At 65.9% G+C, this 15,337-nt stretch carries 14 protein-coding genes; all 14 read left to right on the top strand.

Annotated elements, in window-relative coordinates; genetic code table 11:
- The first annotated feature begins 22 nt into the window (after window positions 1–22).
- Complete coding sequence (locus IEX33_RS13895; RefSeq protein ID WP_229675386.1) at window positions 23–1,516, top strand: fumarylacetoacetate hydrolase family protein; 1,494 nt, start codon at window positions 23–25, stop codon at window positions 1,514–1,516.
- Window positions 1,509–2,195, top strand: coding sequence for a GntR family transcriptional regulator (locus IEX33_RS13890; RefSeq protein ID WP_188731112.1), 687 nt, complete (start codon window positions 1,509–1,511; stop codon window positions 2,193–2,195). The genes IEX33_RS13895 and IEX33_RS13890 overlap by 8 nt, the downstream gene beginning before the upstream one ends.
- 37 nt (window positions 2,196–2,232) lie before the next feature.
- Window positions 2,233–3,747: a 5-carboxymethyl-2-hydroxymuconate semialdehyde dehydrogenase gene (hpaE, locus tag IEX33_RS13885; RefSeq protein WP_188731110.1), complete on the top strand. Its 1,515-nt coding sequence runs from the start codon at window positions 2,233–2,235 to the stop codon at window positions 3,745–3,747.
- A gap of 37 nt (window positions 3,748–3,784) precedes the next feature.
- The gene (gene hpaD, locus IEX33_RS13880) at window positions 3,785–4,870 is read left to right on the top strand and encodes a 3,4-dihydroxyphenylacetate 2,3-dioxygenase (protein ID WP_188731108.1); all 1,086 of its coding nucleotides are present in this window, start codon (window positions 3,785–3,787) and stop codon (window positions 4,868–4,870) included.
- Window positions 4,871–4,872: 2 nt separating this feature from the next.
- The gene (gene hpaH / locus IEX33_RS13875; RefSeq protein WP_188731107.1) at window positions 4,873–5,658 is read left to right on the top strand and encodes a 2-oxo-hept-4-ene-1,7-dioate hydratase; all 786 of its coding nucleotides are present in this window, start codon (window positions 4,873–4,875) and stop codon (window positions 5,656–5,658) included.
- Window positions 5,643–6,473: an HpcH/HpaI aldolase family protein gene (locus tag IEX33_RS13870; RefSeq protein ID WP_188731104.1), complete on the top strand. Its 831-nt coding sequence runs from the start codon at window positions 5,643–5,645 to the stop codon at window positions 6,471–6,473. Before hpaH ends, IEX33_RS13870 begins: the two co-directional genes overlap by 16 nt.
- 26 nt (window positions 6,474–6,499) lie before the next feature.
- Window positions 6,500–8,005: an NAD-dependent succinate-semialdehyde dehydrogenase gene (locus tag IEX33_RS13865; RefSeq protein WP_188731102.1), complete on the top strand. Its 1,506-nt coding sequence runs from the start codon at window positions 6,500–6,502 to the stop codon at window positions 8,003–8,005.
- 109 nt (window positions 8,006–8,114) lie between these two features.
- The gene (locus IEX33_RS13860) at window positions 8,115–9,167 is read left to right on the top strand and encodes a D-2-hydroxyacid dehydrogenase (RefSeq protein ID WP_188731100.1); all 1,053 of its coding nucleotides are present in this window, start codon (window positions 8,115–8,117) and stop codon (window positions 9,165–9,167) included.
- 26 nt (window positions 9,168–9,193) lie between these two features.
- On the top strand, window positions 9,194–9,931 hold the full coding sequence (locus tag IEX33_RS13855) for a fumarylacetoacetate hydrolase family protein (RefSeq protein WP_188731098.1): 738 nt from the start codon (window positions 9,194–9,196) through the stop codon (window positions 9,929–9,931).
- A gap of 122 nt (window positions 9,932–10,053) precedes the next feature.
- Window positions 10,054–10,854, top strand: coding sequence for an IclR family transcriptional regulator (locus IEX33_RS13850; RefSeq protein ID WP_066279747.1), 801 nt, complete (start codon window positions 10,054–10,056; stop codon window positions 10,852–10,854).
- Between the two features lie 144 nt (window positions 10,855–10,998).
- Entirely contained in the window at window positions 10,999–12,348 is a 1,350-nt protein-coding gene (locus IEX33_RS13845) for an MFS transporter (protein ID WP_188731096.1), read from the top strand.
- A gap of 97 nt (window positions 12,349–12,445) precedes the next feature.
- Complete coding sequence (locus IEX33_RS13840) at window positions 12,446–13,429, top strand: NAD(P)-dependent oxidoreductase (protein ID WP_188731094.1); 984 nt, start codon at window positions 12,446–12,448, stop codon at window positions 13,427–13,429.
- A complete protein-coding gene (locus IEX33_RS13835; RefSeq protein ID WP_188731092.1) occupies window positions 13,426–14,196 on the top strand; it encodes an SDR family oxidoreductase in 771 nt (256 codons plus the stop codon). The genes IEX33_RS13840 and IEX33_RS13835 overlap by 4 nt, the downstream gene beginning before the upstream one ends.
- Window positions 14,196–15,308, top strand: a complete 1,113-nt coding sequence (locus IEX33_RS13830) for an L-idonate 5-dehydrogenase (RefSeq protein ID WP_188731090.1) — start codon at window positions 14,196–14,198, stop codon at window positions 15,306–15,308. The genes IEX33_RS13835 and IEX33_RS13830 overlap by 1 nt, the downstream gene beginning before the upstream one ends.
- Window positions 15,309–15,337: the final 29 nt, after the last annotated feature.

Below are 15,337 nucleotides of genomic sequence, written 5' to 3'. Positions count from 1 at the left end.
ATCGTATACGATTTCGTACCTGATGAGGGAGACAGTTTTGGAGAACGTCAACGGCGACACCCTGGCAGCAGCACGGAAGGTGGTCGCGGTGCACATCAACTACCCCAGCCGTGCCGCCCAGCGCGGCCGGACTCCCGCCCAGCCGTCGTACTTCCTCAAGCCCTCCAGCTCCCTGGCCCTGAGCGGCAGCACGGTGGAGCGGCCTGCAGGCTGTGAACTGCTCGGCTATGAAGGCGAGATCGCCTTGGTTATCGGCAAGTCTGCCCGCCGGGTGGGCATCGATGACGCCTGGAGCCACGTTGCCGCCGTGACCGCCAGCAACGACCTCGGCGTCTACGACCTCCGCTACGCGGACAAGGGCTCCAACCTCCGGTCCAAGGGCGGCGACGGTTTCACACCGGTAGGCCCGGGACTTATCCCGGCAGACGCCGTCGACCCCGCCAACCTGCGCATCCGCACCTGGCACAACGGCGAGCTGGTCCAGGACGACACCACCGGGGACCTGCTCTTCCCGTTCGCCCGGCTGGTGGCCGATCTCTCCCAGCTGCTCACCCTCGAAGAGGGGGACATCATCCTCACCGGCACCCCGGCCGGCGCCTCCGTCGCCAAGCCTGGGGACGTCCTGGAAGTTGAAGTTTCCGCCGGTGGCCTCACCACCGGCCGGCTGGTCACCAGGGTGGAAGCGGGCACGACGCCGTTCGCCGATTTTGGTGCCGGACCCAAGGTTGATGACCTGCAGCGGGAGGAAGCGTACGGTTCGCGCGCAGCGGCGGGGCTGCCGGCGGGGGCAGGCGTCCTCACTCCGGAGCTGAAAGCGAAGCTGGAGTCCGTCGCCACGGCCACCCTGTCCTCGCAGCTGCGAAAGCGCGGCCTCAACAACGTGAGCATCGACGGCCTGCAGGCCACCCGGCCGGACCGCCGCGTGGTGGGGCTGGCCCGGACCCTGCGTTACGTTCCCAACCGTGAGGACCTCTTCACGACCCACGGCGGCGGCTTCAACGCCCAGAAACGCGCCATCGATTCCGTGAATGAGGGCGAGATCCTGGTGATGGAGGCCCGCGGCGAGAAGGGCACCGGAACCGTTGGCGACATCCTGGCCCTGCGCGCCCAAGTGCGCGGCGCCGCGGCAATCATTACCGACGGCGGCGTCCGCGACTACACCGCCGTGGCCGGCCTGGAGATGCCCACGTACTTTGCCAACCCGCATCCTGCCGTGCTGGGCCGCCGCCACATCCCGTGGGACACGGATATCACCATCGCCTGCGGCGGCGCCACAGTGCAGCCCGGCGACATCATCGTGGCCGATTCCGACGGCATCCTGGTGGTCCCGCCGGCCATCGCCGAAGAACTCGTGGATGATTGCATCGCCCAGGAGCAGGAGGAAACCTTCATCTTCGAGATGGTCAAGCAGGGCAACAGCGTTGACGGCCTCTACCCGATGAACGCCGCCTGGCAGGCACGGTACAAGGAATGGAAGGCCGGCAACATGGCACCGGTTGGCAGCGCTGATGACTGAAACAACCTTCACCGACCTCCCCGTCGCAGCCCCTGCCGGCAGCAAGTCCGAACAGGCGTACCGGGCAGTCAAGGCCCGCATCGTAGAGGGCACCTACACCCCCGGATACCGCCTGGTCCTCGGCTCTATCGCGAAGGACCTTGGATTCAGCGTGGTTCCGGTCAGGGAAGCGATCCGCCGGCTCGAGGCAGAGGGCCTGGTGACCTTCGAACGCAACGTGGGCGCCACCGTGGCCGGAATCGATCCGACGGAGTACCTCTACACCATGCAGACCCTGAGCATCGTGGAAGGTGCCGCCACCGCGCTGTCCGCGCCGCTGGTTGATTCCGTGGCAATTGCCCGGGCCCGTGCGGTGAACGAGGACATGCGCGAATGCCTGGACCACTTCGACCCCGTCCGGTTCACGCAGCTTAACCAGGACTTCCACAGCATCCTGTTCGAGCACTGCCCCAACCCCCACATCCTGGACCTGGTGCACCGCGGCTGGAACCGGCTGGCGTCGCTGCGGTCCTCCACCTTCCGCTTCGTCCCCGGCCGCGCCCGCAATTCCGTGGACGAACACGAGGCACTCCTGAAGCTCATCGAGTCCGGCGCCGACGCCGAGGACATCGAGAAAGCCGCCCGGCTCCACCGCTCCGCCACCCTGGACGCCTACCTCGCCCAGGCGAAAACCATCTGACCCCCCCGATCCCTTCAGAAGCAGTAAGGAAACAACAATGACGTTCACTGCACCGGAAACCAGCACCCATTACGTGCCGCAGGACCTTCCCACCCATATCCAGCACTACATCAACGGCCAGTTCGTTGACTCCGTGGGCGGGGCGACCTTCGACGTCCTGGACCCGGTATCCAACCGGAACTACGCCACCGCCGCGGCAGGCCAGAAAGAGGATATCGACCTCGCCGTCGACGCCGCCCGCGAAGCGTTCGCCAACGGCCCGTGGCCGAAGATGAAGCCCCGCGAACGCGCCCGCGTTCTCAACAAGATCGCCGACGCCGTCGAAGCCCAGGAGGCCCGGCTCGCCGAACTCGAGACCTTTGATACCGGCCTGCCCATCACCCAGGCCAAGGGCCAGGCCCTCCGCGCGGCGGAGAACTTCCGCTTCTTCGCGGACCTGATCGTGGCCCAGTTCGACGACGCCATGAAGGTCCCCGGCTCGCAGATCAACTACGTCAACCGCAAGCCGATTGGCGTCGCCGGCCTCATCACGCCGTGGAACACCCCGTTCATGCTGGAGTCCTGGAAGCTCGCCCCGGCCCTGGCCACAGGCAACACCGTGGTCCTCAAGCCCGCCGAGTTCACGCCGCTCTCGGCCTCGCTGTGGGCCACCATCTTCAAGGACGCCGGCCTGCCCGACGGCGTGTTCAACCTGGTCAACGGCCTCGGCGAAGAAGCAGGCGATGCGCTGGTCAAGCATCCGGACGTCCCGCTGATCTCCTTCACGGGCGAGACCACCACCGGCCAGACGATCTTCCGCAACGCCGCCGCGAACCTGAAGGGCCTGTCCATGGAACTCGGCGGCAAGTCCCCCTGCGTGGTGTTCGCGGACGCCGACTTGGACGCCGCGATCGACTCCGCCCTGTTCGGCGTCTTCTCCCTCAACGGTGAACGCTGCACCGCCGGCTCCCGCATCCTCGTTGAGCGCGCCATCTACGACGAGTTCTGCGAGAAGTACGCGGCCCGCGCGAAGAACATCGTGGTGGGCGATCCGCATGACCCCAAGACCGAGGTGGGCGCCCTGGTCCACCCGGAGCACTACGAAAAGGTGACCTCCTACGTGGAGATCGGTAAGTCCGAAGGCCGGCTGCTGGCCGGTGGCGGCAGGCCCGGGCACCTGCCCGAAGGCAACTACATCGCACCCACGGTGTTCGCCGACGTCGCCCCGGATGCGCGGATTTTCCAAGAGGAGATCTTCGGACCCGTCGTGGCCATCACCCCGTTCGAAAACGACGACGAAGCCCTCGCCCTGGCAAACAACACCAAGTACGGCCTGGCCGCCTACATCTGGACCCAGAACCTGACCCGGGCGCACAACTTCTCGCAGAACGTGGAGGCCGGCATGGTGTGGCTGAACAGCCACAACGTCCGCGACCTGCGCACCCCGTTCGGAGGCGTCAAGGCCTCGGGCCTCGGACACGAGGGCGGCTACCGCTCCATCGATTTCTACACCGACCAGCAGGCCGTGCACATCACGCTCGGCACAGTCCACACCCCCAAATTCGGCGCCTGAACCGCCACCCACCCCTCCTCAAAGAAGAGAGAACACCATGACCAGCTTCGTTCCCACCCCCACCGTCCCGGCACCGGACATCGTCCGCTGCGCCTACATGGAGATCGTGGTCACCGACCTCGCCAGGTCCCGCGAGTTCTACGTGGACGTCCTGGGCCTGCATGTGACCGAGGAAGACGAGAACGCCATCTACCTGCGCTCCCTGGAGGAATTCATCCACCACAACCTGGTGCTGCGTAAAGGACCCATCGCCGCCGTCGCAGCCTTCGCCTACCGGGTGAAGTCCCCCGCCGAAGTGGACGCCGCCGAAGCCTACTACAAGGAACTGGGCTGCCGCACCGAACGGCGCAAGGACGGCTTCACCAAGGGCATCGGCGACTCCGTCCGCGTGGAGGACCCGCTGGGCTTCCCCTACGAGTTCTTCTACGAGGTGGAACACGTGGAGCGCCTCACCCAGCGCTACGACCTCTACTCCGCCGGCGAACTGGTCCGCCTGGACCACTTCAACCAGGTCACCCCGGACGTCCCCCGCGGCCGCGCCTACCTTGAGGACCTCGGCTTCCGCGTCTCCGAAGACATCAAGGATTCCGACGGCGTCACGTACGCCGCGTGGATGCACCGCAAGCAGACGGTCCATGACACCGCCCTGACCGGCGGCAACGGCCCGCGCATGCACCACGTCGCGTTCGCCACGCACGAGAAGCACAACATCATCCAGATCTGCGACAAGATGGGCGCCCTGCGGATCAGCGACCGGATCGAACGCGGGCCCGGCCGGCACGGGGTGTCCAACGCGTTCTACCTCTACATCCTGGACCCGGACGGCCACCGTGTGGAGATCTACACCCAGGACTACTACACCGGCGATCCGGACAACCCCACCATCACGTGGGACGTCCATGACAACCAGCGCCGCGACTGGTGGGGCAACCCCGTGGTCCCGTCCTGGTACACCGAGGCCTCCCTGGTCCTGGACCTGGACGGCAACCCCCAGCCCGTCATCGAGCGCGAGGAAAAGAGCGAAATGGCCGTCACCGTGGGCGCCGACGGCTTCTCCTACACCCGCAAGGACGGATCCCCCGAAGATGACCGGACCGGGTTCAAGCTGGGAGCGCAGCTGTAGCCATGCTGGATGACAGGACGATTGAGGCAATCGCGGACGAACTCGTGGAAGCCGGCCGAACCCGCACCCCTGTCCCCCGCCTGACGGCCCGGTACCCGGAGATGACGGTGGAGGACTCCTACGCGGTGCAGCAGTTGTGGCGGCGCCGCAACGAGGAGGCCGGCCGGACCCTGGTGGGCCGCAAGATCGGCCTCACGTCCAAAGCCATGCAGGCGGCCACGGGCATCACCGAGCCGGACTACGGCGCCATCTTCGATGACATGGTGCTCGAGACCGGCTGCTCGGTGGAGTGGGACAGATACACCCACCCGCGAGTGGAGGTGGAGCTGGCGTTCGTCCTGAAGGACGGGCTCAAGGGACCCGGCGTGACCATCTTCGACGTCCTGAAAGCCACCGACTACGTGGTTCCGGCCCTCGAGATCCTCGATTCCAGGATTGAGATGGAGGGCCGGACCATCGTGGACACCATCTCGGACAACGCCGCCATGGGTGCCATGGTGATCGGCGGCAACCCGGTGAAGCCGGACGCCGTGGACCTGCGCTGGGTCTCCGCCATCCTCTACAAGAACCAGACCGTGGAGGAAACCGGCGTGGCCGCCGGAGTCCTTGACCATCCGGCCAACGGGGTGCACTGGCTGGCGAACAAGATCGCCGCCCACGGCGATTCCCTGAAAGCAGGGGACATCATCCTCGCCGGCTCCTTCACCCGCCCGCTCTGGGTCTACAAGGGCGACACTGTCCACGCAGACTACGGACCCCTGGGGAGTGTCACGTGCCGCTTCGAATAGAAAAGACCTTCCGCGACGCCCTCGCCGGGCAAACGGGCAAAACCGGCCGCCCGCTGGCAGGGATGTGGGTCTGTTCCGGCAGCCCGCTGGTTGCCGAGCTTTGTGCTGGATCCGGACTCGACTGGCTGCTGGTGGACGCAGAGCACAGCCCCAACGGCCTCGAATCCATCCTCGCCCAGCTCCAGGCCATCCACGGCTACCCTGTCCACACCCTGGTGCGGCCGCCGGTGAACGACACCGTGCTGGTTAAGCAGTACCTGGACCTGGGTGTGCAGAACCTGCTCATCCCCATGGTCAACTCGGCCGCTGAGGCGGAAGCCGCCGTGGCTGCCACCCGCTACCCGCCGCAGGGCGTCCGCGGGGTCGGCTCGGCCCTTGCCCGGGCCGCCCGCTGGAACCGGGTGCCCGACTACCTGGCCCGGGCCAACGAAACGATCAGCGTCACCGTGCAGATCGAATCCGACGCCGCGGTTGCCGCCGTGGAAAACATCCTGGCGGTCGACGGCGTCGACGCGATCTTCGTAGGCCCGTCGGACCTCGCAGCCTCGATGGGCCTGCTCGGCCAGCAGGAACACCCCGAGGTGCGCGCCGCCGTCGAACACTGCCTGTCCGCGGCACAGGCAGCCGGGAAACCGGCCGGAGTCAATGCGTTCAACCCGGACACGGCCCGGCACTACCTGGCCAACGGCGCCAATTTCATCCTGGTGGGGGCCGACGTCGCGCTCCTGGCGAGGGGTTCCGAAGCCCTCGCTGCGCAATACATCAAGCCCAGCGACGTCCAGAAGGCTGACGACGACACCCCCTCCAGCTACTGATCCCTCCCTTCTTAAGGACTATTTCAATGACAGTTACTCCTGCGCTGCCCCCTGCCGTTTCGTCGGAGCGTGAGGCTGTGCTCCTCGCCTCCGTTCCCACTGGCCTGCTGATTGGCGGGCAGTGGCGGGAGGCGTCCGACGGCGGCACGTTCGACGTGCACGACCCCGCCACCGGGGAGGTGCTCGCCACCCTCGCATCGGCGACCAGTGACGACGCGATCGCCGCACTGGACGCGGCCGACGCCGCTCAGGCGTCCTGGGCGCGGACCGCGCCGCGGGTGCGGGCGGAGATCCTGCGCCGCGCCTTTGACCTGGTGACCGAACGGGCCGAGGACTTCGCCCTGCTCATGACCCTGGAAATGGGCAAGCCCCTGGCCGAAGCCCGCGGCGAAGTCACCTACGGCGCCGAGTTCCTGCGCTGGTTCTCCGAAGAAGCCGTCCGCGACTACGGCTGCTACCTCACCTCACCCGAGGGGAAGAACAAGATCCTGGTCCAGCACAAACCGGTCGGGCCCTGCCTGCTGATCACGCCCTGGAACTTCCCGTTGGCGATGGCCACCCGCAAGGTCGCACCCGCCGTCGCCGCCGGCTGCACCATGGTCATCAAACCCGCCAAACTTACCCCGCTCACCGCGCAACTGTTCGCCCGGACCATGCTCGACGCCGGTCTCCCCGCCGGCGTCCTGAACGTTGTCTCCTCCTCCAGCGCCTCCGGGATCTCGGGGCCGCTGCTGAAGGACTCCCGCCTGCGGAAGGTCTCCTTCACCGGCTCCACCCCGGTGGGCAAGCGCCTCATGGCCGACGCTGCGCAGAACGTGCTCCGCACCTCCATGGAACTCGGCGGGAACGCACCCTTCATCGTGTTCGAAGACGCGGACCTCGATGCCGCCGTCGAAGGGGCCATGGCAGCCAAAATGCGGAACATGGGAGAGGCCTGCACCGCCGCCAACCGCTTCCTCGTCCAGGAATCCGTTGCTACCGAATTCACGAAGAGGTTCGCCGCCGCCATGGGCGCGCTGGCCACCGGCCGTGGCACCGACCCCGCCACCCAGGTCGGGCCGCTCATCGACGCCGGAGCGCGCGATGACGTGCACGCCCTGGTGGCCGCCGCCGTCGACGCCGGAGCAGTTGCCGTCACTGGCGGGGGACCTGTGGACGGTCCCGGCTACTTCTACCAGCCCACAGTGCTGGGCAACGTTCCGAACGGTGCCGCGATCCTGGGCCAGGAAATCTTCGGCCCCGTCGCCCCGGTCACCACCTTCAGCACCGAGGAAGACGCCATCCGCCTGGCCAACGCCAGCGAATACGGCCTCGCGTCCTACCTCTACAGCCGCGACTTCAACCGGCTGCTGCGGGTAGCGGAGCAAATTGAATTCGGCATGGTCGGCTTCAACGCCGGGGTCATCTCCAACGCCGCCGCGCCCTTCGGCGGAGTCAAGCAATCAGGGCTCGGCCGAGAAGGCGGCACCGAAGGCATCGCTGAATACACCACCACCCAGTACATCGGCATCGCGGACCCCTACGCGCGCTGATACCAGCCGCCCGGCGTGACAATCCGCATAAACCTGCCACGCGTGACGCTTCCTGTGGATACAAACAAGGATGTTCAGCATATTAGCCACAAGCCAGTATAGTGAACGAATGACTCCCTCAATCACCCTTGCGATCGCTGTACCGCTCGAAGCAGAGCTGGTGGAACAGATCCGCGCCGTCGACCCGGCAGTTACCGTCCTCTACGAGCCCGAACTCCTGCCGCCCGAGCGTTACCCGGCCGACCACTCCGGCGACCCGGCATTCAAGCGCACTCCAGCCCAGGAAGAGCGCTACTGGGCCATGCTCAACAGCGCACAGGTGCTGTATGGCTTCCCCAACGAAAGCCCCGCAGGTTTGGCCCGCATAGCCCGCGAGAATCCGCGGCTGCAGTGGATCCATGCCATGGCCGCCGGGGCGGGCGGAGCCGCCAAGGCCTCCGGCCTGGACCAGGACATTTTGCAAAAGTTCAAGATCACCACATCGGCCGGCGTCCACGCCCTGCCCCTCGCCGAGTTCGCGGCGCTCGGAATACTCAACGGATTCAAACGGAGCGCCGAACTGGCGCAGGACCAGGCCGCCAAAACATGGCCCGAACTGCGGATTCCCACCCGCCTGGTCAACGGCTCCACGCTGGTGGTCACGGGCTTAGGCGAAATCGGGCTGGAGACCGCACGGATTGCCAGGGCGCTGGGGATGAAGGTCAGCGGGACCAAGCGGTCCGTGGAACACATCGACGGCATCGAGCAGGTGGTGGACAACACCGGCCTTCCGGCCCTGCTGGCCACGGCTGATGCGGTGGTGAACACGTTGCCCGGCACCGCCTTCACGGAGAACCTTTTCAACCACGAAACCTTCGCCGCAATGAAGCCCGGGACGGTGTTCATCAACGTGGGACGCGGCACCGTTGTTGACGAAGAAGCCCTGCTGGAAGCCCTCAACAACGGGCAGGTCAGCTACGCCTGCCTGGACGTCTTCGCCGTGGAACCCCTCCCGCAGGACAGCCCTCTCTGGGACCACCCCAGGGTCATGGTCTCCCCGCACACATCGGCCCTCAGCGCAGCCGAGAACCGCCTCATTACCGAGCGCTTCTGCAGCAACCTCCGGTCCTTCCTCGACGGCGGCGACCTTCCCCACCTCGTGGATACCGTCCACTTCTACTAAGCCCCAGGGGCACGATCAGGAGACCCATGCGCATCGCAAGAATCAAGACAGCAGAGGGCGCCCGGCACGCGGTGGAACGGAGCGGGGCATGGCACCACATTGCCGACCCCTTCGAGGAACCCCTGACCTACACCGGGCGCACTACCCCGGCCGCCGACGCCGTGTTCCTTGCCCCGGTCCGGCCCGCCGTGGTCCTCGGCATCGGACACAACAGGACACTGAACGACCATCCCCTCCCCATCCAGGCATGGCATAAATCCGTGCACACCCTCGCCAATCCCGGCGATCCGGTGGTGGCCGCCCGGGACCGTGGCACGGTCAACGTGGAAGGCGAGCTCGCGGTGGTGATCGGGAAACAGGCGAAGGAACTGACGGCGGAGAACGCCCTGGAGCATATCCTCGGGTACACCTGCGTCAACGACGTGACCAACGTGGACCAGGGCCTGGTGGATGAACGGAATTTCCAGGGCAAGGCCGGCGTCAACTACACGCCCCTTGGCCCCTGGATAGAAACCGACCTGCCGGATCCGGACCTTGTGGGAATCGACGTCATCGTCAACGGAGTGGCCCAAGCGAACTCCGGGACGTCCAACCTCCCCTCCTCAGTGCTGGAGTGCCTCCTCTACGTCACCTCCTGGCTGACGCTGGAGCCCGGCGACGTGCTGATGACCGGGGCTCCCGGCACCGCAGTGGCAGTCCTGCCGGGCGACCAGGTGGACATCGTGATCGAGGGAATCGGAACCCTTAGCAATAACGTCGCCTGAGTTCCCCGCCTTCAGGAGTACGCCTGGCATAGGGGGGCGCGATGACGCGCGCCCCCTATGATGGATGGTGTTCAGTCAAATGAACACCAGCTCGTCATGCCGCGGCAACCCGAAGGAGAATCATGGCCGATTCCCGCAACTCCGGTCCTCAACCAGACAACCAGGGCAACGCCTCTCCCGCCCCCGCGGTCACGCGGGCGGCTGCGGTCCTGGATGCCCTGGCTTCCTCCGCCACCGGCCGCCTCACCCTCAGCGACCTCTCGCGTGAAGTAGGCATCCCAAAATCATCCACGTCGAACCTGCTGCTGGCGCTGGAGGAAGCACGGCTCATCAACCGGCAGGGCAGTGAATTCACCCTCGGCCGCAAACTAGTGGAGCTGGGCGCCGCCTACCTCGGCCGGCTGGATGAAGTGCAGGAGTTCTACCGCTACTGCGAGCAGGCTCCCGTCCTGTCCGGCGAGACCGTTCGCATTGCCATGCTCGACGGCCTGAACGTCATCTACCTCGCCCGCTACGAGGGCCATCCTGCCGTGCGCCTGACATCGAACATCGGCGACAAAATGCCGGTTTCACTCTGTGCGGTGGGCAAAGCGCTGATAGCAAGGCTTCACGACCATGACATCGAGGAGCTTTTCCCTGATGATGCCGAGCTGCCGGTGCTGACGCCGAAGTCGCTGCGCACAGGTGCCGAATTCAAGGCGCAGCTGCAGACCATCCGCGAACAGGGCTACGCCTTTGAGGATGAGGAATCCACCACGGGCGTGGTCTGCCTGGCCGTTGCCGTACCAACCCGAGGAGCCCACGGCCCCAGCCTGGGACTTTCCGTGACAGCCCTCAAGGCCACCTACACGCCCGAGCAGGGTGCCCAGATGGTCAAGGAACTCCAGGAGCTCGCCCACTCACTGGGCAACCCCATGGGGTAGCGGCGGCGCCTCCTTCACAAACGCACTCCCCCTTGCCGTCTGTTCAACTTGCTGTATTGTGTTCAGCATAGTGATCGACGCAACAGGTGTCGTTGCTATCCCACCAGGCCAACGAGGGTCTGGAGTGCGTTTAAGGGAGTTACTGTGACAACTCGTACTAAATCACCGCAGACTGACAGGAACGGCGATGTCGTCGAACCGGAGCAGCTGCGAAGGGCAACGCTTGCCAGCTCTGTAGGGTCAGCCCTGGAGTACTACGACTTTTACATTTATGGCCTCGCGTCAGCACTGATCTTTGGTCCACTGTTCTTTTCCCCCTTGGGTGAAAGCGGCGCAGTCATCGCCTCGTTTGCCACCTACGGCGTCGGCTTTGCCGCAAGGCCCTTCGGCGGGGTGGTCTTTGGCTACATCGGAGACCGCTTCGGCCGGAAAATGGTACTGATCCTCACCATCGGCCTGATGGGCATGGCGAGCTTCGCCATTGGCCTCCTGCCCACCTTTGAACAGGCAGGAATGCTCGGGGCCGTTCTGTTGGTGGCCCTCCGCATCCTCCAGGGCCTCGGCGCCGGCGCCGAGCAGGCCGGGGCAACCACGCTGATTTCCGAGGTTGCTCCGCGACGCCGCCGCGGGTTCTTCGCCTCCTTGCCCTTCGTGGGCATCCAGCTGGGCACCCTGCTCGGAGCGGGCACCTTCGCCCTGATGGCCCTCGCGGACAGGGATGTGCTGCTGGGCTGGCTGTGGCGGGTACCCTTCCTGGCCAGCGTCATCCTTATTGTCATTGCCGTCTTTATCCGGCTCCGGCTGAAGGAAACCCCCGTCTTCCAGGAACTTGAACAGCATAAAGCCGTGGTCAAGAACCCGGTGGGCCAAATCTGGAAGCACTCCAAGAAGAATGTGCTCGTCGGGATCGGCCTGCGCATGGGCGAGAACGGCAACTCGTCGGTTTACTCCGCGCTTCTGGTCTCATTCATCAGCCTTCCGGCCGGCGTCTTTCCGGGCGACAAGTTCATTGGCCCAACAGGCCTGCTGATCGCCGCAGGCTGCGCAGCAGTCATGGTGGTCGTCTTCGGCGCCCTGTCCGACCGGTTCGGCCGGGTTCCCGTGTACCGCTACGGGGCACTATTCCAGGCCCTCATCGCACTGCCCGCGTTCTACCTGGTTACGCTGGGCAACGTCACGCTGGTCTGGGCAGTGATGGCGGTGGGCATCGCCCTGGGCGTGCAGTCCATGCTCGGCCCGCAATGCGCCATGCTGCCCGAACTCTTCGGCTCGCAGCACCGGTTCACCGGCGTGGCCCTGAGCCGTGAACTCTCGGCAGTCCTCGCCGGCGGGTTCGCACCCATGATCGGCGTTGCGCTACTCGCTGCGACCAACCACTCCTGGCTGGTTCCCGCGCTGTACTCACTGGTCCTGGCGGCAATCTCCTTTGTCACCACATTCTTTACTCCCGAAACCAATGGCCGCGACCTGGCGCTCGTGGAGGACGCTAAATAGAAGTCCCTTAACCCTGGGGGCGGCCCCTGCGGGGGCCGCCCCCAGGGTTCGTCAGCAGCCAAGCACCCCCAGCCCGTCCGGTCACCAAAGGTTGAACATGAACAACGCCACCGCCTCCACCACTCCCCCTGCCCGCGCCGAACGAACCCTTCCGCGTGCCGGGTTTGTCGGGCTGGGGCTGATGGGCGCTCCCATGGCCGCCAACTTGCTGCGCGCGGGGTGGTCCGTCACGGGATGGAACCGCTCCCCCGCCGCTGTTGAAGACCTGCTGCGGCTGGGCGGGAGCGGCGCCGCCACGGTGGCAGACTTGAGGGACGAGCCGGTCATCATCTTTATGCTCCCCGATCTTTCCTTCATTGAAGATGCCGCGGCAGGGCTCCTCGACGCATGGCGGTCCTCGCCGCCTGAACCGGGAACGCTCGTTGTGGTCATGAGCAGCGTTTCACCCGTGGGCGTCCAGGACTTCGGCCGCGCGGTTATCGAGGCAAGCGGCGGGAACGCCACAGTGCTGGATGCGCCCGTCAGCGGCGGCACGCACGGCGCACAGCAAGGAACCCTGGCCATCATGGCAGGCGGCCCGGAAGAGGACTTCGCGCGGATCCTGCCGGTACTGCAGGCCATGGGTGCAACAGTCCGGCGGCTCGGCGGCCTCGGGGCGGGCTCCCTGGCCAAAGCATGCAACCAGTTGGTTGTTGGCACCACGACGGCGGCACTCGCCGAAGCAGCCGAGCTTGCGGAACGCTCCGGCCTGGACGTCACGGCCCTCTTCGACGTGCTCTCCGGCGGGCTCGCTGCAAGCCGCGTGCTCGAAATCGTAGGCCCCCGCCTGGCAACAAAGGACTACACGCCCACAGGACCGGCCAAGTTCATGCACAAGGACCTGTCTTTTGTTCTGGAGAGTGCACTGAGCGTCGGTGCCGCTACGCCGATGGCGTCCGCCGGGAGAGAACTCTATGCGCAGTTGCTCGCCCAAGGCCTGGGGGACCTCGACCTGGCTGTGGTGCGTCAGACCATTGCGAACCTCAGCACCACAGACGCTTCCCACAGCGGAACCGAAACGGCCAAGGAGACTGCACCATGACTTCACTTTTCGACCTGACCGGGCGTACGGCCCTCATTACCGGCTCCAGCCGGGGAATCGGCAACGCCCTTGCCCGGGCCTTGGCGGATGCCGGTGCAACGGTGGTGTTGAACGGGATGGATGCGGACCGCCTCAAGGCTGCAGAAACCTCCATGTCCGCCGATTTCCCACCCGGCCGTATCCACAGCTGCGCCTTCGACGTGACCAAGGACGCAGACGTGGGCCGTGCGGTGGCGTGGGTGGAGGAGAACGTCGGTCCGCTGGAGATCCTGGTCAACAATGCCGGAATCCAGCACCGGGTGGCCATGCTTGACCTGGACGTCGAGGACTGGGAAAGGGTCATCACCACGGACCTCACCAGCGCCTTCCTCGTGGGCCGGGCGGCCGCGCGCTTCATGATCCCCCGCGGCCGCGGCAAGATCATCAACATCTGCTCCGTCCAGGCCGACCTGGCCCGGCCCACTATCGCGCCCTACATTGCCGCCAAGGGCGGCCTGCGAAACCTCACCCGCGCCATGACGGCGGAATGGGCGGCTTCGGGCCTGCAGGTCAATGCCATCGCCCCTGGGTACATCCATACCGAAATGACCCAGAACCTGGTGGACGATGAACAGTTCAACTCCTGGATCCTGGGGAGAACCCCCGCGCACCGCTGGGGCACCGTCCGCGACCTCGCCGGACCCGCAGTCTGGCTGGCCTCCAGCGGTTCGGACTTCGTGAACGGACAGACAATCTTCATTGATGGCGGAATGACGGTGGTGGTCTGATGCACGCCGTTCCTGATGCTCCTGCAGCCGGCCGGCGCTACCCGTCCGGACTTCCCGCGGCCAGTCCCGCCGTCGTCGCCCACGCGGCAGGCGACCTTCGCATTGACAACATTCCGCTCCCTTCACCCACTCCGGACCAGGCCGTCGTCGAGATTGCCTACGGCGGCATCTGCGGCTCCGACCTGCACTACTGGCTGCACGGCGCCGCCGGAGAATCCGTCCTGAAGGCACCGATGGTGCTGGGACACGAGATTGTTGGCGTGGTGGTACGCGCGGCAGCGGACGGTTCAGGTCCACCCGAGGGGGCAGCTGTGGCCGTGCATCCGGCCACCCCTGGCCCGGGAACCGGTCCGGACCCTGCCAGGTATCCCCACGACAGGCCGAACCTGTCCCCCGGCTGCACCTACCTGGGCAGCGCCGCAAGGTACCCGCATACGGACGGTGCCTTCAGCCGCTACGCCACCTTGCCATCGCGGATGCTGCGGGCCCTGCCCCCTGGCCTGGATCTGAAGACAGCGGCGTTGATTGAACCGGCCAGCGTTGCCTGGCACGCCGTGGCCCGCGCCGGTGACGTTAGGGGAAAGACCGCCTTGGTGGTGGGGTGCGGTCCCATCGGAGCGCTGGCCGTCGCCGTGCTTAAGCGCGCTGGTGCAGCCCGCATTGTTGCCACCGACCTGCACCGCAAACCCCTGGAGATAGCACAGGCAGTTGGCGCTGACGAAGTCCTGGAAGCAACAGACAGCGAAGCACTGGCAGAGGTCCAAGCCGATGTGGTGATCGAGTCCTCCGGCTCCCACCATGGACTGGCTACGGCCATCAAGGGAACGGTTCGTGGTGGCAAAGTGGTGATGGTGGGGCTGTTGCCGTCCGGTCCCCAGCCTGTACTTATTTCACTGGCCATCACACGGGAACTCGAACTTCTGGGATCATTCAGGTTCAACGACGAGATCGATGGCGTCATTTCCGCGCTGGGCGATGGGTCACTTTTCGTGGACCCGGTCATCACGCACGTGTTCCCGCTGGAACGCGGGCTCGAGGCCTTTGAGACCGCCAGGAACTCGGCAGGCTCCGGCAAGGTCCTGCTGGACTTCGCTCCGGGCCGCCGCTCCTGACGGGGGCAGGGGGGAGGAGCTGACGCCGG

The sequence above is a fragment of the Pseudarthrobacter scleromae genome (assembly GCF_014644515.1).
GTDB lineage: Bacteria > Actinomycetota > Actinomycetes > Actinomycetales > Micrococcaceae > Arthrobacter > Arthrobacter scleromae.
Note: the sequence above shows the minus strand (reverse complement) of the source record. Positions and strands in the feature narration are given on the sequence as shown.